This is a genomic window from Streptomyces sp. NPDC058371 (assembly GCF_042723265.1).
Taxonomy (GTDB): domain Bacteria; phylum Actinomycetota; class Actinomycetes; order Streptomycetales; family Streptomycetaceae; genus Streptomyces.
In genome coordinates this window covers 94,696-112,021 of sequence record NZ_JBHXJC010000007.1, presented here as the reverse complement: position 1 = coordinate 112,021, position 17,326 = coordinate 94,696, and the positions used below count along the sequence as shown (strand labels likewise).

16 protein-coding genes and 1 pseudogene are annotated in these 17,326 nt (G+C 71.3%); 5 read left to right on the top strand and 12 right to left on the bottom strand.

The window, feature by feature from the left end:
- The first annotated feature begins 9 nt into the window (after window positions 1–9).
- On the top strand, window positions 10–348 hold the full coding sequence (locus ACFWM2_RS21870; protein ID WP_383282300.1) for a PASTA domain-containing protein: 339 nt from the start codon (window positions 10–12) through the stop codon (window positions 346–348).
- A 108-nt stretch (window positions 349–456) separates the two neighbouring features.
- On the opposite strand, the gene ACFWM2_RS21865 is transcribed toward ACFWM2_RS21870, so the two are convergent.
- The 6 genes and pseudogenes from ACFWM2_RS21865 to ACFWM2_RS21840 all read right to left on the bottom strand — a co-directional run bounded on the left by ACFWM2_RS21865 (window position 457) and on the right by ACFWM2_RS21840 (window position 8,426).
- Window positions 457–2,793 carry a hypothetical protein gene (locus ACFWM2_RS21865; protein ID WP_383282927.1) on the bottom strand — a complete coding sequence of 779 codons (2,337 nt, stop codon included), beginning with the start codon at window positions 2,791–2,793 and terminating at the stop codon, window positions 457–459.
- 444 nt (window positions 2,794–3,237) lie between these two features.
- Window positions 3,238–3,306 (bottom strand): annotated as a pseudogene (locus ACFWM2_RS21860) (zinc-ribbon domain-containing protein); the annotation flags it as partial.
- A 165-nt stretch (window positions 3,307–3,471) separates the two neighbouring features.
- Window positions 3,472–4,167: a demethylmenaquinone methyltransferase gene (locus tag ACFWM2_RS21855; protein ID WP_383282298.1), complete on the bottom strand. Its 696-nt coding sequence runs from the start codon at window positions 4,165–4,167 to the stop codon at window positions 3,472–3,474.
- Window positions 4,168–4,238: 71 nt separating this feature from the next.
- Window positions 4,239–5,603: an acyltransferase family protein gene (locus ACFWM2_RS21850; RefSeq protein WP_383282295.1), complete on the bottom strand. Its 1,365-nt coding sequence runs from the start codon at window positions 5,601–5,603 to the stop codon at window positions 4,239–4,241.
- Entirely contained in the window at window positions 5,600–7,993 is a 2,394-nt protein-coding gene (locus ACFWM2_RS21845) for a bifunctional polysaccharide deacetylase/glycosyltransferase family 2 protein (RefSeq protein WP_383282292.1), read from the bottom strand. The genes ACFWM2_RS21850 and ACFWM2_RS21845 overlap by 4 nt, the downstream gene beginning before the upstream one ends.
- 19 nt (window positions 7,994–8,012) lie before the next feature.
- Window positions 8,013–8,426, bottom strand: coding sequence for a hypothetical protein (locus tag ACFWM2_RS21840; protein ID WP_383282289.1), 414 nt, complete (start codon window positions 8,424–8,426; stop codon window positions 8,013–8,015).
- A gap of 307 nt (window positions 8,427–8,733) precedes the next feature.
- On the opposite strand from ACFWM2_RS21840, the gene ACFWM2_RS21835 reads away from it, so the two are divergent.
- Window positions 8,734–9,765 (top strand): chitinase, encoded by a 1,032-nt coding sequence (locus tag ACFWM2_RS21835; protein ID WP_383282286.1) that lies wholly within the window; start codon window positions 8,734–8,736, stop codon window positions 9,763–9,765.
- Window positions 9,766–9,771: 6 nt separating this feature from the next.
- On the opposite strand, the gene ACFWM2_RS21830 is transcribed toward ACFWM2_RS21835, so the two are convergent.
- From ACFWM2_RS21830 to ACFWM2_RS21810, 5 genes are all read right to left on the bottom strand, one after another.
- Window positions 9,772–10,218, bottom strand: coding sequence for a hypothetical protein (locus tag ACFWM2_RS21830; protein ID WP_383282283.1), 447 nt, complete (start codon window positions 10,216–10,218; stop codon window positions 9,772–9,774).
- A gap of 7 nt (window positions 10,219–10,225) precedes the next feature.
- Window positions 10,226–11,425, bottom strand: coding sequence for a cyclic dehypoxanthinyl futalosine synthase (gene mqnC, locus ACFWM2_RS21825; RefSeq protein WP_383282281.1), 1,200 nt, complete (start codon window positions 11,423–11,425; stop codon window positions 10,226–10,228).
- 125 nt (window positions 11,426–11,550) lie between these two features.
- Entirely contained in the window at window positions 11,551–12,303 is a 753-nt protein-coding gene (locus ACFWM2_RS21820; protein WP_383282279.1) for a prepilin peptidase, read from the bottom strand.
- 11 nt (window positions 12,304–12,314) lie between these two features.
- Window positions 12,315–14,054 (bottom strand): serine/threonine-protein kinase, encoded by a 1,740-nt coding sequence (locus tag ACFWM2_RS21815; protein ID WP_383282276.1) that lies wholly within the window; start codon window positions 14,052–14,054, stop codon window positions 12,315–12,317.
- Between the two features lie 64 nt (window positions 14,055–14,118).
- Window positions 14,119–14,967: a menaquinone biosynthetic enzyme MqnA/MqnD family protein gene (locus ACFWM2_RS21810; protein WP_383282273.1), complete on the bottom strand. Its 849-nt coding sequence runs from the start codon at window positions 14,965–14,967 to the stop codon at window positions 14,119–14,121.
- A 346-nt stretch (window positions 14,968–15,313) separates the two neighbouring features.
- Here ACFWM2_RS21810 and ACFWM2_RS21805 point away from each other — a divergent pair, with 346 nt between their 5' ends.
- A complete protein-coding gene (locus ACFWM2_RS21805; protein WP_010986243.1) occupies window positions 15,314–15,517 on the top strand; it encodes a cold-shock protein in 204 nt (67 codons plus the stop codon).
- Window positions 15,518–15,640: 123 nt separating this feature from the next.
- Here the strand turns inward: ACFWM2_RS21805 and ACFWM2_RS21800 are convergent, their stop codons facing one another.
- Entirely contained in the window at window positions 15,641–16,219 is a 579-nt protein-coding gene (locus ACFWM2_RS21800; RefSeq protein ID WP_383282270.1) for a helix-turn-helix domain-containing protein, read from the bottom strand.
- A 76-nt stretch (window positions 16,220–16,295) separates the two neighbouring features.
- On the opposite strand from ACFWM2_RS21800, the gene ACFWM2_RS21795 reads away from it, so the two are divergent.
- Both ACFWM2_RS21795 and ACFWM2_RS21790 read left to right on the top strand, forming a co-directional pair.
- A complete protein-coding gene (locus ACFWM2_RS21795; protein ID WP_383282267.1) occupies window positions 16,296–17,000 on the top strand; it encodes an AzlC family ABC transporter permease in 705 nt (234 codons plus the stop codon).
- On the top strand, window positions 16,997–17,311 hold the full coding sequence (locus ACFWM2_RS21790; protein WP_383282264.1) for an AzlD domain-containing protein: 315 nt from the start codon (window positions 16,997–16,999) through the stop codon (window positions 17,309–17,311). The genes ACFWM2_RS21795 and ACFWM2_RS21790 overlap by 4 nt, the downstream gene beginning before the upstream one ends.
- The last annotated feature ends 15 nt before the right edge of the window (window positions 17,312–17,326 follow it).

The following is a 17,326-nucleotide window of genomic DNA, read 5'->3' as shown; positions in this document are numbered from 1 at the left end:
GTGACGTCCGTGCGCCTGACACCCAAGACACCCGAAGTGCGTGTGCCGCAGCTCGTCGGTCTGATGGCCGTGGACGCGCGCGAGACGGCCGAGACGCGAGGTGTGCTGCTCGCCGCGCCCGACCGGCCCGACTTCCACCTCGCCGTCGTCGACTACGTCGTACGCCAGTACCCGCTGCCCGGAGCCGAGGTGCCGCGCGGTGCCGTGATCACCGTGTGGTTCGACTTCGGCGAGGGTGAGGGCGGCGGAGGCGCGGGGGTGCACGAGCCGCGCCGGTCCGGACCGCCGCCGGGCGGAATGCGCCGTGAACTCGACGCGCCCGGCGACCCGTTCGAGGTTCTCAGATGACCTTCCGGGAGCGCAGCAGAGTCCCCGGGTGACCTTCCGGGAGCCCGGCCGAATCGGCCGCCGCCTTCCGGGAGCCCGGCCGCATTCCCGGGTGACCTTCCTTGGAGCTCAGCCGAGTTCCCACGTCTCGAGAGCCACCCGGAACGTCTCCGTGAGGTCGCTCTCCCACAGCTCGTCCCGGCCGACGAGCATGATCGCGTACTCGGTGCCGCTCTCGGCGACGTACCCCTGGTCCTTCGCGTGGACGGTCCGGCCGGACTCATCCGTGTACGTGTACTCCCAGAGGGCGCCCGCGCGGCCCTGGAAGGTGTTCCGCTCCAGCCTGATCCGCCGGTAGTCGGTGTCCTTCTTCTTGGCGGTCTTCTCCAGGGTCAGGAAGTTGTCGTACGAGGTGTAGCCCGCGTTCGCGATGACGCCGACCTGGAGATGCTCAAGGCCGGTCGAGCCCGCGTACGTCACCTGCGTCCCGTACTTCACGCCCTCGCGCCCCCAGACGTCCGGGACGGCCACGGAGAATCCCATCGGATCGGTCAACCGGTGGTAGCCGTCGGGGAGTTGGCCGGCCGGGACGTCGTCCGAGGGCTGCTCGCTCGGCGTCGGGGACGGAGTGGGCTCCGCGGACGGCGTGGGTGAGGCACCGTTCTGCGAGGGTGTCGGTCCGGGCTGTGTCCCCGCCTTGTCGGAGGTGCCCTTGGACTGATGGTCCTGCCAGACCAGCACCCCGGCCGCGGCACCGCCGCCGACCGCTACGGCGAGCACCAGGGTGACCACCCAGACCAGGGCACGGCTTGGGGGCGCGGCACCGACGGGAGCCACCGGACCGAGCGGCAGGCCCGGCGCGGGGTGCCCGAGCTGCACGGTGCGGGAGCCGTACGCGACCGGGGCGGGCGCGACGGGGACGACCGCGTGGGGCATGGCGACCGCCGGTCCCGGTGGCGCCGGAACCCCGGGTCGGGACGGAGCCTGCGCCGGAGCCACGGGCGCCTGCGGAGACGAAACCGCCGGAGCCGGCTGCGGCGGCCCGGGTACGTACCCCGCGGGAGCGCCCGGCATCGGCGGTACCGGCGAGACCTGCGGTGCGACCGGGCCCGTCCGCACCCCGGCCATCCGCAGCAGATACGGCGCCAGAAGGGCCGCGACGAAGACCCACAGCGCCCCGAACAGCAGCGCGTCCGTGAGACTCACGCCGGCCGAGACCGTACCGGCGACCGCGTCCCCGGAACCGGAGCCGAAACCGGCCCCCGGACCCGACCCGGATCCGTAGTCCGCCCCGTAGTCGGACCCATAGCCGGACCCGTAGTCCGACGGGCCGCCGGCCACCTGGGTGCTGAATCCGCCGATCCCCGCCAGCAGCAGGAACAGACCGAAGAAGATCCCCGCCGCCAGCAACTGCTCACGCCGGTCGGCCGATCGGCGGGCGGCCATGGCCCCCAGGGTCAGCGCACAGACCAGGCCGAGGGCCAACGCGCCCGCGACCGCCCAGGAGTTGACGGCGTCGCCGAGTTCGGGGAGCCCGAGGCCCCGGCGCTCGTACCCGCCGCCGAACGGCGAGTTGCCGCCCGCCTCCACCTCCACCGGCGCACCCCAGGACAGGCCGAGGGCGAGCAGTGCGAGGTTCGGCAGCACGAGCAGCGCCGCGAGCAGGGGAGACACGTCCGAGCCGTCGAGGTCGGACAGCTCACCGAGGTCGTCCACCTGCGCGAGACAGACGAACGCGACCACCGAGCACAGGGCGAGGACCACGGCGAGGGCGCGCAGCGCGGTGCCCGTCGCCCGGACACAGGTCCGTGCGCCCGGCCGCGCGGCGAGCCACTGGGCCAGGTCGTCGCGGTGCAGTACGCCGCCGGCGACGGCGAGGCCGAGCAGCAGGGCGCCGAGCGCGGCGAGCCACGGTGACGAGGAGACCGTGACCATGCCGGCGACGGTCGGCTGCGCGAACAGCCCGAGCACGAGCACGGCCGCGGTGACCAGCAGGACGACGCGTACGGCCGCTTCGAGCCCGTCGGTCGCGGCGCGCGGAGCCCGCAGCGCCAGGCGGGTGCGCAGCATCCGTACGCCGACGAAGAGCGCGGCGAGCCACAGCGCGGTGACGGTCAGCGGGATCAGGGACAGCTCTCCGCCGCCGCTGAGATCGGAGGCGAACCCGGCGCCGCTACCCCCGAATCCGGGTCCGGACGCCTCCTTCACCTCGAAGCCGCCGCCGAAGGCCTGCAACAGCAGGGCGAGGGCGATCCGCATCCGGTCGCCGAACCCGACGACCACCTCGTCGCCCTGCCCGTACGAAGGGATCGCCAGCGCCACGGCCGAGATCAGCAGCAGTCCGACGGGCCAGAGCGCGGCCTGCGCGGCGCCGGCCCAGTCCCCCGTGAACGTACGGCCGAAGAAGGCACCGACGACGGAGGGCCGGGCGGGCACGGGGGCGTACGCGGGAGGCGGCGGGCTCACGGGCGGCGCCATCGGCAGAGCGGCCGACGGCTGAGGCGGCGCCGACGGAAGGGCGGGCTTCCCGAGCACGATCGTCCCGGGCGCGGGAGCTTCAGACGCAGGCGTTCCAGGCGCGGGAGCTTCAGGCGCAGGCGTTCCGGACGCGGGCGTTCCAGGCACAGGCGTTCCGGACGCAGGGCTCCCGAGCACGAGCGTCCCGGGCGCGGGGGCCTCCGACGCAGGTGCGTCAGGCGCTTCAGGCGCCGGGGTTTCAGGTTCGGGCTTTCCCAGCACGAGCGTCCCGGGCGCCGAAGTTTCCGACGCAGGCGTATCCGACGCAGGCGTATCCGACGCAGGCGTATCCGACGCAGGCGCTTCAAGCGCCGAAGAGTCAGCCACCGGAGATTCAGCCGCCGGAGTCGCCGGCCCCGACGGCGCGTCGGCCGTCGCCGGTACGCGCTCGCGGCCGCACTTCATGCAGAAGCGTGCTTCGTCAGGAGCGGGTGCCCCGCAGTGCGGGCAGTTCGACGCCATGGGAAAGCTCCGTCATTCAGAGAACTCGAGCCGGACTCGTGCCGTGACCGGACGTAGTCAGGCGTCATCACACGTAATCAACGGACACGAGTTTCCCATTGACCGGTTCCCGTCAATGCACCCTCTTACGGGTGATTGGGGACGTCGGGGAGAGGTGGGCGGGGCTCAGCCCTGCTTGAAACCCCGGTGCAGCGCCACGACGCCACCCGTCAGGTTGCGCCACGCCACCTTCGACCAGCCCGCCTTGCGCAGTCGCTCGGCGAGGGCCGGCTGGTCGGGCCAGGCGCGGATGGACTCGGCGAGATAGACGTACGCGTCGGGGTTGGAGGACACCGTGCGGGCCACCGGGGGCAGGGCGCGCATCAGGTACTCGGTGTAGACCGTGCGGAAAGGCGCCCAGGTGGGGTGCGAGAACTCGCAGATCACCACGCGTCCACCCGGCTTGGTCACCCGGTACAGCTCGCTCAGCGCGGTGTCCGTGTCCTGCACGTTGCGCAGCCCGAAGGAGATCGTCACCGCGTCGAAGGTGTCGTCCTTGAAGGGCAGCTTCGTGGCGTCACCGGCGGTCAGCGGCAGCCAGGGGTGGTTCTTCTTGCCGACCCGGAGCATCCCGAGGGAGAAGTCGCAGGGCACGACGTACGCGCCCGTGCGGGCGAAGGGAAGAGAGGACGTGGCGGTCCCCGCGGCGAGGTCGAGGACCTTCTGCGCGGGCCGGGCGTCCACCGCCTTCGCGACCTCCTTGCGCCACAGCCGGGCCTGGCCGAGCGACAGCACGTCGTTCGTCAGGTCGTACCGTTCCGCCACGTCGTCGAACATCGAGGCGACTTCGTGCGGCTGCTTGTCCAGAGATGCGCGGGTCACGGTCCCATTGTGGCAGTACGGGCCCGGCGACTCTCCGGCGCCCGGCCCGTACGGCCCGTCCCGCGTGCCGCTCAGGGCAGCAGCTTCGGTTTCCGCTTCGCGGCCACGTCCTCGACCCAGCCGAACAGCGGGATCGCGATCCAGATCAGCAGCCAGCCGATGCCGAACATGAACCACTGGCTCTCCAGCGGCAGGTACTTCTCGAACGCCGGCACGTTCCAGAACTGGTCGATCAGCGGCACGGCGAGAATCAGCGCGATCTCGTGCCAGAGATAGATCGTCACGGCCCGCCCGTTGAAGATCGTCACGGTCCGGTCGAGCCGCCGGAAGCGGGCGAGGCCGGCGAAGTCGACCTTGTAGTACGCCTTGAAGTACATCAGCAGCGTGACGAAGCCGGCCGACCAGAAGGTCTGCGCGAGCGGGATGTCGTCCAGGTCGTAACCGCCGTACTCCGCCTGGTGCGTGAAGGCGTACCACGCGCCGTACGCCAGCGCGGCCAGCGACAGCGGGACCACGACGGCGGGCCGCAGCCGCTGGAGGACGCCCTCGCGGTGCGCGAAACCGACCAGCCAGCAGAACAGGAAGGTGGCGAGATCGGTGAGGCCGCTGCCGAACCGGTTGTCCGGCGGCTGCCACGCGTACTGGAAGACCACGATCGGTACGAGGGAGAGCAGCAGCACCGGGACGGGTGCTTTCCGGAACACCTTCAGGAGCACCGGCGACAGGAGGACGAACCAGAGGTACGTCCGCAGGTACCAGAGGATCTCCCAGGCCTGCATCCCCCACCGGTTGCCCGGCGGGTCCCCCAGCGGCAGCACCCAGAAGACGATCTGCCAGCCGGGCATCCAGCCGTGGATCAGCATCGCCAGCACGACGAAGAATCCCCAGAACCAGAAGGGGGGCAGCAGTCGGCGCACCCGGCTCCTGACCACCTTGAGCGCCGGACGCTCCAGGGACTTCGCCATCAGCGAGCCGGCGAGCGCGAACATCACGCCCATGGACGGGAAGACCAGCCCCGCCCAGGCCCAGCCGAAGGTGTGGTACGTCACCACACGGACGAGCGCGATGGCGCGCAGCGCGTCGAAGTAGCGGTCGCGGACACCCGCTGTCGCCTGCGGCTTCGGCTCGGCCGCCGTCGTCACCGGAGGCGGAGAAACGGGTGGCGAGGCCGGGAGGGGTTCCGTGCGGGGGACGGCCGAGATCTCGCCCGTCCCCTCGGGCACGTACTGCCAGGGCCGGTCGTACGGCGCGGGCTGCACCGGCTGCGTGTACGGCTGGGGCTGCACGTACCCCTGCGCATACCCCTGATCGCGCCCTTGGTCGTACCCCTGGTCGTACGGGGGATACGCCTGGCCGTACTGCTGGGGCGGGGCCTGTTGCCCGTACCCCTCCCGGCTCTGCCGACCCTGCCCGTTTTGTTCCGGGCCCCAGCTCATCGGCCCACTCCCGCCGGGGTGCCGACCTCGCCCGTGCGCTTGAGCTTCTGCCAGCGCAGCCGGCCGCCGGTCAGGGCGGTCACGCACGAGTGGATGAGGACCAGGTACATCATCTGGCGGTAGGCGAGCTGTTGCAGCGGCATCATCGCGAGATAGCGGTACTTCTCCTTGTCGAGCCGGAACGCGTAGGCCGCGCACAGGAGTTGGACGGCGAGCACGGCGAGCCAGGCCAGCAGGGACGGCCAGAAGTCCACGAAGATCATCGAGTAGACGGTGAACACGTCGATGAGCGGGGCGAAGACCGGCGTGACGATCTGGAAGAGGACCACCAGCGGCATGCCGACCCGGCCGAACCTGCCTGAAGGACCCCGGTCCGTCAGGGACTTGCGGTGCTTCCAGAGCGCCTGCATGGTGCCGTACGACCAGCGGTAGCGCTGGGACCACAGCTGCTTCAGGGAACCCGGCGCCTCCGTCCAGGCCTTGGCGTGCTCCTGGTAGACGACCCGCCAGCCCTCGCGGTGCAGCGCGATGGTGATGTCGGTGTCCTCGGCGAGCGTGTCCTCGCTCATGCCGCCGACCGCGAGCACCGCCTCCCGGCGGAACGCGCCGATCGCGCCCGGGATGGTGGGCATGCAGCGCAGCAGGTCGTACATGCGCCGGTCGAGGTTGAAGCCCATCACGTACTCGATGTGCTGCCAGGCGCCGATCACGGTGTTGCGGTTGCCGACCTTGGCGTTGCCCGCGACCGCGCCGACCGCCGGATCGGCGAAGGGCTGCACCAACTGCCGTACGGTGTCCGGCTCGAAGACCGTGTCGCCGTCCATCATCACGACGATGTCGTACCGCGCGTTGCGCACCCCGTTGTTGAGGGCGGCCGGCTTGCCCGCGTTCTCCTGGCGGATGACCCGGACGTTGGGCAGGCCCAGCGCCTCCGCGATCTCCTTCGTGCCGTCCGTGGAACCGTCGTCGACGACGATGATCTCGATCGGATGGGTGCTCTGCGCCAGGGAGTTGAGGGTGTTGGCGATGCACTCCTTCTCGTTGTACGCGGGCACGATCACGCTGACCGGGCGGACCACCGCCGGGCCCCAGTTGAAGCGGCGTTTGTTGCGCTGTCTGTAGTGGCGCCGGGCCAGGATCAGCATCAGCCCGAACCGGCCCATCACCGCCACGCCCACGATGCCCAGGAAGTAGGCGAGCACCGGCACGGCGCACTCGGCCACCGCGACCGCCGCGATGAGGGCCTTGCCCTCGTAGAGGGTGGCACCGGTGGCCTTGGAATGGGCGGCCTGCTCGGCGTGGGCCAGGGCGGCCGCGGCCGTGCCCTGCTTCAGCTGCTGACCGTCCAGCTCGCCGCCGGCCGGAGCGCCGCCCGGCCTGCTCGCCTGCCGGCCCGGGCTCGCCGAGGGGGCTGCGGTACCGGTCTGCCCGGCGGCACCGGCCGTACCAGCCTTACCGGCCGCACCGGTCCGCCCCGACGCGGCGGCGGCCTTGTCGGCGTCCTGCTTGGCGAGTTGGGCCGTGACCCCGCTGATCGTGGTGAAGGTGTAGCCCTTGTCCTTCATCTTCTTGATGTACTCGCCGAGCGCCTTGACCGTCTGCGACCGGTTGCCGCCCGCGTCGTGCATCAGGACGATGGCGCCCTTGTTGTCCTTCGGCGTGGCCCACTCGACGATCTTCGAGACGCCGGGCCGCTTCCAGTCGTCGCTGTCGTCGTCGACGAAGACGCTGGTGTAGCCGAGGTCGCCGATCTCCTGGTAGACGGGCCAGCTGTAGTTGTCGACGGCGTTGATCTCCGAGGAGTACGGGGCCCGGAACAGCGTGGTGTTGATCCCCGCCGCGCCCGCGAGCGCGAGCTGCGTCTGCTTGAGTTCGCGCTGGAGCCGCGAGGTGCTCTGGTAGGAGAGGTCGACGTGCGTGAAGGTGTGGATACCGGCCTCGTTGCCCTGGTCCACCAGGTCCTTCACGATGCCCGGGTTGCGGGAGATCATCGAGCCGACCATGAAGAACGTGGCCTGGACGTCGTTCTCCTCCAGGACCTTGAGGATCTGGGGCGTCCAGGTCGGGTTCGGGCCGTCGTCGAAGGTGAGCGCGATGGTCTTGTCGGGCACCGACTGGGTCTTCTCGGCGCCTTTGTCGAACGACAGGATGGGCCCGCCGTCGAGGACCTTCTGCGGGACCTTGTCGTAGGCCGCGCCGTCGCGGACCCGCGCGTCGTTGCCGATCTCGGAGCGCAGATAGCCGTCGAGCAGCATCACGCTGCACAGCGCCATCAGGAGCAGCACGGCCAGGATCACGCGCGGTTTCTGCAGGGCGGCGGCCCGGCCGGCCGCCCGCTCCATCCTGGTGGGGGCGCGTCGGCGGCCGCGCGTGGGCGTGGTCGTAGTCATAGGAGTGCGTGCGCCCCCGTCAGTTGGCGTCTGCGGAGGCAGAGGCGGAGGCAGACGCGGACGGGACGGAGCTGGGGGTGGCCGCCGCGGTCGGCAGGCCCGTCGGCGGAGCGCCGGTGAACCCGGCGGGCGGGGTACCGACGCCGCCGTGCAGCCGGCCACCGGGCCCGCCGTTCTGGGCGGCCGGACCGCGGTCGCCGAAGGGCAGCAGCGAGGACGGGGTCAGCGGGGTGCCCCAGCCCATGAAGGCCATGCCGAGGACGACCGCGTACCCGAGGCAGAGGACGCCGACGAGGAGGCCGATCCGGCGCAGCAGTCGTGCCCTGCGTCCGGAGTTGTCAACGAACACGGGACCTTCCAGGGACCCGTTGCCGCTCTTGCGGCGGCGGCCGTGCCCAGGGGCACGGTTTTCGATGGCGGACTCGGATTGCATTCCCCGGACATTAGGACGCTTTCATGTGCCCTAAACTCGGTTTCTCTTGTGAGACGCCCATGAGAAACGCCTTCACCTGTCATTCCCCTGAGAGAATCCTCGCGCATCCGCACAACTCAGCGACGACCCATATGAGTTGCTATGCCTCTTTCATCCGCCCTAATCACCCGATTCGCTCCCCCTTTGCCAGGCCCTTTCTGTGCCTCCCCTGTCTTCATGATTCATCGCCGGATGTGGCACCTTCCCCAGTGGAAACACGCTTCGTTTCCGTCTTGAGACAGAAATCACGAGAGCGGGTGCATGCACAATGAGGAGTTTCCTGAAGCCGGCTGCCGGGCTCGTCTGCCTGGTGGCGCTGGCCTGTGCGGGGTGCTCCTCGGGCAGTGACGGCACCTCGGCCGCGCGGTCCGCGGGAACCCCGTCGTCCGCCCCGGACACCTCGAACGGGTCGGCGGCCTCCGCCACCTCGTACGCCCCCTACGTCAGCGCCACGACCGCCTCCGGCACCGACTCCGCCGGGTCCCCGTCGACGTACAACCTGGCCTTCGTGATCTCGGACGGCAGTGGCTGCACGCCGGAGTGGAACGGGACGGAGGCCATCGGCGACTCGGCGGTGACCTCGCGGATCTCGGCGCTCACGGACTCCGGCGCGAGTGTGCGCGTCTCGTTCGGCGGGGCGTCCGGCAAGGAGCTCGCCTCGACGTGTGACACGGCGTCCGCGCTCGCCGCCGCCTACGGCAAGGCCCTTGACGCGGCCGGCTCGACCCAGGCGGACTTCGACATCGAGGGCGACGAACTGACCGACTCCGACTCCGTCGCGCTGCGCTCCGAGGCGATAGCGCTGCTCCAGAAGGAGCGCGGCGACCTGGAGGTCACCTACACCCTGCCGGTGATGCCCGACGGACTCGACGCGGACGGCCTGGCGCTCCTGGAGTCCGCCAACGACCACGGGGTGAACGTCTCCACCGTCAACATCATGACCATGAACTACGGGAGTTCGTACACCGGCGACATGGGCGACTACGCGGAGACCTCGGCCGCGGCCGCCCACGACCAGCTGGCGAAGGTCTTCGGTCTCTCGTCCGAGGGAGCCTGGCAGGGCCTCGCGCTCACCTCGATGATCGGCGACAACGACGTGGCCAACGAGACCTTCACCCTCTCCGACGCCGCCCAACTCCGTACGTTCGCCGAGGAGAAGGAGGTCGCGTGGGTCTCCATGTGGTCGACCTTCCGCGACCGGCAGTGTTCGTCCGGGGACCCGTCGTCGGACGACGCGGCCACCGACTGCAGCGGCGTGACGCAGAGTTCGGGAGCGTTCGCCCAGGCGCTGTCGGGCTGACGCCGACTACCGGCGCCGGTGCACCAGGCGCCCCGCGCACACGGTGGCCAGACACGTCCCGTCCGCGTCGAAGACGGCGAGGTCGGCCCGTCCGGCGTCGATGATCACGCGGCGGTGCGCACGGGGGAGGACGGCGACGTCGTTGCGGGCCGCCGCGGAACGGACGTCCGCGGTGTCGGCGTACTCCGCGAGGACGGCGGTCGCGCCCGACTTCAGTACCGCGTGCAGCCGTTCACGCGGGGACGGCGCCGCGGGCAGCGGTCCCTCGTGGACCAGCGCGGGACCGAGGACTCCCGGCCACCGCCGCACGCGCGCGTCCGGGAACCGTCGGCGCAGTTCCTCGAACGGACCGGCACCGGCGACGCGGTCGCCCTCGACGGCGACCGCGCCCTCCGTGACGGGCGCCGCGTCCCAGCTGAGCCGCAACTCGTCCGCGGCGTGAATCGTCAGCACGAGTACGTCAGTTGGAGGCCAGCAGCTTCAGCTCGGGGTGCGCGGTGCCGCCCGCGATGGCGGTGGAGGAGATGTGCGAGGCGACCCGCTCGTCGACCGGGTCGTTCGCCGGGTCGTCGTGGACCACGATGTGCTCGTACGTCGTCGTCCGCTGGGCCGGCACCCGGCCCGCCTTGCGGATCAGGTCGATGATCTCCATGCGGTTGGAGCGGTGCTTGGCACCGGCGGAGGAGACCACGTTCTCCTCCAGCATGATCGAGCCGAGGTCGTCCGCGCCGTAGTGCAGCGAGAGCTGGCCGACCTCCTTGCCGGTGGTCAGCCAGGAGCCCTGGATGTGCGCGATGTTGTCCATGAAGAGACGGGCGATCGCGATCATCCGCAGGTACTCGAAGAGGGTTGCCTGCGTCTGGCCCTTGAGGTGGTTGTTCTCGGGCTGGTACGTGTACGGGATGAAGGCACGGAAGCCGCCGGTCCGGTCCTGTACGTCACGGATCATCCGCAGGTGCTCGATGCGCTCGGCGTTGGTCTCGCCGGTGCCCATGAGCATCGTGGAGGTCGACTCGACACCCAGCCGGTGGGCGGTCTCCATGATCTCCAGCCAGCGCTCGCCGCTCTCCTTCAGCGGGGCGATCGCCTTGCGCGGCCGCGCGGGCAGCAGCTCGGCGCCCGCGCCGGCGAACGAGTCGAGCCCGGCGGTGTGAATCCGCTGGATCGCCTCTTCCACACTCACCTTGGAGATCCGGGCCATGTGCTCGACCTCGCTCGCGCCCAGCGAGTGGATGACGAGCTGCGGGTAGGCGGCCTTGATCGCGGCGAAGTGCTCCTCGTAGTACTCGACGCCGAAGTCCGGGTGGTGGCCGCCCTGGAACATGATCTGCGTACCGCCGAGCTCGACGGTCTCCGCACACCGGCGCAGGATGTCGTCCAGGTCACGCGTCCAGCCCTTGGCGGTGTCCTTGGGGGCCGCGTAGAACGCGCAGAACTTGCACGCCGTGACGCACACGTTCGTGTAGTTGATGTTCCGCTCGATGATGTACGTGGCGATGTGCTCGGTGCCCGCGTACCGCCGCTTGCGTACGGCGTCGGCGGCGGCGCCGAGCGCGTGCAGCGGGGCGTCGCGGTAGAGGTCGAGTGCCTCTTCGGGGGTGATCCGCCCACCCGCGGCGGCACGGTCGAGGACGGACTGAAGGTCGGTCTTCTCGGTCACCGGGAGCGTCCCTTTCGTAAGGGTTGTGGGCGTACCGAGCCAGCCTACGCCAGCCCTGTCGGGAGCCCGACGCCAGCCCGCGCAGCGCCACCGTCAGCCCCTTCACGGCCGCGCCACCGCCCCGATCAGGCCGCGTACGCCCCGATCAGCAGCCCGGCGAAGGCACCCGCGATGAGGAAGGGGCCGAACGGCATCGAGGTCTTCCGTCCCGCCCGCCGCGTCACGACCAGCCCCAGCCCGTACAGCCCGCCGAACAGGAACCCGGCGAAGGTGCCGAGCAGCACGGCCCCCCACCCGTACCAGCCGAGCACCGCGCCCAGACCGACGGCGAGCTTCACGTCGCCGAACCCCATGCCGTTCGGATTGACCAGGAACAGCACGAAGTACGCGCCGCCGAGCGCGAGCGCGCCGAGCAGCGCGGTGAGCCAGTCCCCCGCGTGCTCGGGCGCCGCCGCGGCGAGGCCGAGGAGGACGAGCGCGGCGCCGGCCAGCGGCAGGGTGAGCACGTCGGGCAGCCGCTGCACGCGGAAGTCCACGACGGCCAGCAGCACACCGAGGGGTGCGAGGAGCAGCCACGCGCCGAGTTCGGGCCGGGTACCGGTGGCCAGCGCGAGGGCGGCGCAGACGAGGGCGGTGGCGAGCGAGACGGCGGGGGTGCTCGGGCCGTACCGGGCGCCGTCCGGGCAGCGGGCCCGCCCGAACCAGCCGCCCGCCACGCCCGCTATCGCATGCCCCTGCGGACAGCGGTCCCGCCAGGGCTCGTCCGGTTCGACGGCGAAGCGGTACGCGGCCCGCGGCACCAGCAGCCCGGCGACCGCACCCCACAGAGCGGCCGCGGCGGTGAGCCATACGTCGAGATCCACGCCGTCCACGCGCACGCCCCGGCCGGCTACTTGACCTTGGACATCCGCGCGGTCGGGTTGCCCGCCGCCGGGTTGTCCGTCTCGTAGGCGAGGTCGTCCCCGTCCGGGGTCAGCCGGACCTCGTGCTTGCCCGTGGTGCAGTGCGAGCCGTTGGTCTTCTTGGCCACGCTGGTGGCGACGAGCTGCTCGGCCGTGGCCTTCTTCAGGATCAGTGTGTCGTCGCAGATGCCGCCGATCTGGTCGGTCTGCCGGAACGTGCCGAACTCCTCGCCCACCCGCGCCTGATGGACGGTGACCCGGATCGTGCCCGCGGCGAGGGCGCCGTCGAGCGCCAGCGCGTTCCCCTCCCAGGTGCCGAGGTAGGAGGCGGGAATGCCGGACGCCTCGGATCCGGTCGCCGTCGCCGAGGGGCGGGCGGTCCCGGCCGAGTCGCCGCTGTCCTGGGACTCGCCCCCGCCCGGCAGCAGGTCGAACAGGAACACCGACCCCACCGTGACGGCGGCCAGCGCACCCGCGACCGCCAGCGCGACCGTGCAACTCAGCTTCCGGCCACGCCCGTTCGCCCCGGGGACGGAGGCCGCGGCCACGCTCACGGAGAGCTTCCCGGGCTGCCGGTCCGCGGGCTCGCCCGCCGACTGCACGGACTCCCGCGGCGGCACGGCGTCCCGCACCTGAACGGGGTGGTGGTCCTGAGCCCGTACGAGACTCCCCGGCCCCGACGCCTGCGCCGGCAGAGAAGAGGACAAGGGCATCGCGGGCGCCGGCCCGAACACCCCCGACGGAGGACCGAACTGCCCGGCGCCCGCCACCCCCGAAGTCCCGCCCACCGACGGACTGCTGAAGTCCACAGGACCGGACGGTGCCGGTTCCCCGGCCTCCAGATTCAGCAGCTGTACGGCACTGCGGCTGACCTGTTCCACCAGCGCGCCGGGCAGCCAGCCCGCCGTGACCAGCCGGGCCGCGCCCTGCGGGGCCAGCTGCCGGGCCACCTCCTCCGGCGTCGGCCGGCCGGCCGGGTCCTTCGTCAGGCACCGGGAGACGACGTCCCGCAGCTCGCCCTCCAGGGCGCCGAGCAGCGGCTCTTCGTGGACCACCTTGTAGAGGAGGGCGGCGGACGAGTCGCCCGGGAAGGGGGACGTGCCCGTCGCCGCGTACACCAGCACCGCGCCCAGGGAGAAGACGTCCGCCGCACCGGCGACGCCCTTGCCGAGGATCTGCTCGGGCGACATGTAGCCGGGCGAGCCGACGGAGACGCCCGTCGAGGTCAGGGACGCCGTGCCGTCGGTGGCCCGGGCGATGCCGAAGTCGATCAGCAGCGGGCCGTCGAGGGTCAGCAGGACGTTGGACGGCTTGACGTCGCGGTGGACCAGGCCGAGCGAGTGGACCGCGGTCAGCGCCTCGGCCAGCCCCGCGCCGAGGACCCGTACGGAGTGCTCGGGCAGCGCGCCGGCGTCCGCGACCGCGCCCGTGAGCGAGGGACCGGCCGCGTACCCGGTGGCGACCCAGGGCACCGGTGCCTCGGGGTCGGCGTCCAGGACCGGCGCCGTCCAGGCCCCGCCCACCCGGCGCGCGGCCTCCACCTCACGCCGGAAACGCGCCCGGAACTCCTCGTCGAGCGCGAAGTGCGGGTGCACCATCTTGACCGCGACCGTCCGGCCGCCCGCGCTGCGGCCCAGATACACCCGGCCCATGCCGCCGGAGCCGAGCCGGCCGAGCAGCCGGTAGGGCCCCACGACCGTGGGCTCGCCCGCTTCGAGCGGCTGCATGGCGCCACCCCTCCCCCGTACGCACTGGACTCCCAGCAGAGTAGTGCCGCACAGCCCCGGCGCCTCAGGGCTTCAGCAGCTCCACCCGCACGTCCGCCGGGAATCCGGTCGTCGGGCCGACCCGGCGGGCGAACTCGGTGACGGCCGCCAGCTGGGGGGCGCCGAAGCGGAAGTCGAGCGTCGTGAAGTACTGCTCCAGGACGGCCTCGTCGAAGACCTCCCAGCGTGCCGCCTGCTCGGCGACCTTGCCGACCTCGTCCAGGGACAGGTCGCGCGAGGCGAGGAACGCCTGGTGCACCTTGCGCGTGAGCGCCGGCTCGCGCTCCAGATAGTCGCGCCGGGCCGCCCACACCGCGAAGACGAACGGCAGGCCCGTCCACTCCTTCCACAGCGTCCCGAGGTCGTGCACCTGGAGACCGAACTTCGGCCCCTCGTGCAGGTTGGCGCGCAGCGCCGCGTCCCCGATGAGCACGGCGGCGTCGGCCTCCTGCATCATCAGGCTGAGGTCGGGCGGGCACGTGTAGTACGACGGCTGGACGCCGACGGCTTCGGCCAGCAGCAGCTGGGCCAGGCGCACGGAGGTGCGGGAAGTCGAGCCGAGGGCGACCCGGGCGCCGTCCAGCTGGTCCAGCGGGACCTGCGAGACGATCACGCAGGACATCACCGGGCCGTCGCAGCCGACCGCGATGTCGGGGAAGGCGACCAGCTCATCGGCGTGCTTGAGGAACTCGACGAGGGTGATGGGCCCGATGTCGAGATCGCCCCGCACCAACTTCTCACTGAGCTTCTCGGGGGTGTCCTTGGTGAGCTCGAAGTCGAGGAGCGTGCCGGTTCTCGCGAGCCCCCAGTACAGGGGCAGGCAGTTCAGGAACTGGATGTGGCCGACGCGCGGCCGGGTGCGAGAATTGTCCACATCGCGAGGCTAGCCCCCATGCGGTACGGTGCAGGCTTCGGGTCCCCGTGTGGTGCGAGAAACCATCCGGACCCCATGTGTCAACCCCTGTGACACGGCGACGTCAACCCCTTGGACAGGCGGTTCAAACATCCGGGTGACGTGATCTTGCCCCCTATTGCTTTCGGCTGCCTGCATGCTAGGCTCGCCCGCAAGTTGCAGTTTGGTTTCCCTTGCAGTACAGAGCCTGCGGAGCATGTGACCGCGGGCTCTCGTCGTTTTCAGATGAATGCAGTTGTTTACACGCTGTTGTTTACACACTTGCAGGTTCTGGAGCAGGGCAACCCTTTGGGCCCAAGGAGGGCTTATGGCTACCGGAACCGTGAAGTGGTTCAACGCCGAAAAGGGCTTTGGCTTCATTGCCCAGGAAGGCGGAGGCCCGGACGTGTTCGTCCACTACTCCGCCATCAACGCGAGCGGCTTCCGCTCTCTCGAAGAGAACCAGTCGGTTTCCTTCGACGTCACGCAGGGCCCGAAGGGTCCGCAGGCGGAGAACGTCACCCCGCTCTAAGCCTTCGGCTCCATGAGCCCAATGCTTTGATCCGGACCTGATAGCAGTACCCAAGGAGCCCCGCGCCTGCCGGCGTGGGGCTCCTGCCTTTCCCGGCGGGCCGGCACGGCGCCGGCCGAGGGCTCACACGTGCTGCATGACCAGGACGAAGGTCGTGCCGGGCGCCAGCGCCTCGTAGCGGTGCGGAACATCGCCGCGGTACGACATGTAGTCGCCCGGCCCGAGTTCCACGGCCTCACCCTGCGGGCCCGCCGCGAGGCGGCCGGTACTGACGACGAGGTGTTCCACGCTCCCCGGGATGTGCGGGTCCGACTCGCGGGGGGCGCCCGGCTCCATCCTCAGGTGGTAGATGTCCCTGCGCGCCCCCGGCGGGCTGGCGGAGAGCAGGGTGGCGGCGTAATCGGCCCGCTCGGAGTGAACGCTCGGCCCGTCACCGGACCGGATCACCTGGACCGCGGGAGCCGGCGGCTCCACCAGCGCGCTGAACGGCACGTCGAGCGCGACGCCCAGCGCCCACAGTGTCTCCACGCTGGGATTGCCGCTCGCCGCCTCCAACTGGGACAGCGTGGACTTCGCGATCCCTGCGCGCTTGGCCAGCTCCGAGAGGGAGAGGCCGGCGCGAGCGCGCTCGCGGCGCAGGGAGGCGGAGATCCAGTCGAGGGGGAGACGGGACGGGGTCGCGGGGGGCGGCGGAGTCGGCATCGCGTGCGTCCGTTCACTGTGGAAGTACGATCGTTCGGCTTGACGAACAGGGTGGCCTCTGTCCATTGTAGAAAACATGCGTTCGCTCTACCGAACAACCACAACCGTTCCCGCCGTCCGCGATCCGGAACTGCTCCGCGATGTGGCGCTGGTCTGTCTGGCCAGCGGGGTCGTCGGGGCCTCGTTCGGGGCGATCGCCGTCGCCGGCGGACTGCCCGTCTGGGTACCGGTGGTGATGTCGCTGGTGGTGTACGCGGGCTCCGCCCAGTTCAGCGCGGTCGGGATTCTGCTCGCCGGGGGCGGACCGCTCGCGGCGGCCGCGACCGGACTGCTCCTCAACACACGCACCGCGGCCTACAGCCTCGCCGTCGCCGATGTGCTCGGGCGGGGCCGGATCGCCCGGCTGGTCGGCGCGCATCTCGTCACCGACGAGACGGTTGCCTTCGCCCTCGCCCAGCCGGACCCCGCCCGTCGCCGCGCCGCCTTCTGGATGTCCGGGCTCGGCCTCTACGCGGCGTGGAACCTGTGCGTGCTGGGCGGTGCGCTGGCCGGCAGCGCCCTCGGCGACACCGGCACGTACGGCCTCGACGCCGCCTTCCCCGCCGTACTCGTGGCCCTGGTCCTGCCCGCCCTGCGGACGGACGCGAGGGTGCGGCGGGCCGCGCTGGCCGGCGCGGCGGTAGCGCTCGCCGTGACACCGCTGGTGCCGGCCGGGGTGCCGGTGCTGCTGGCTCTGGTCGGACTGTTCACGTACGGCACGGCGGCCGGGAGGACGGCATGACGCCCACGCTCGCCGCCATCCTCGCCCTCGCCGTCGGGACGTACGCCTTCCGTCTGGTGGGACCCGCGCTGCACGGACGCGTCGAACTGTCCGCGCGTGTCCGGCAGTTGCTGTCCGCCGGTGCGGTGGTCCTGCTGGTGGCGCTGCTGGCCACGGGAGCCCTCACGCAGGCGCACGGCGCGGCGGGGTGGGCGCGGCCCGCTGGGGTGCTCGTCGCCGGTGGGCTGGCGTGGCGGCGGGCCCCGTTCGTGCTGGTGGTGCTGGGCGCGGCCGGGACGACGGCGGCGTTGCGGGCGGCCGGGGTGGCCTAGAACCTGTCCGCCAGG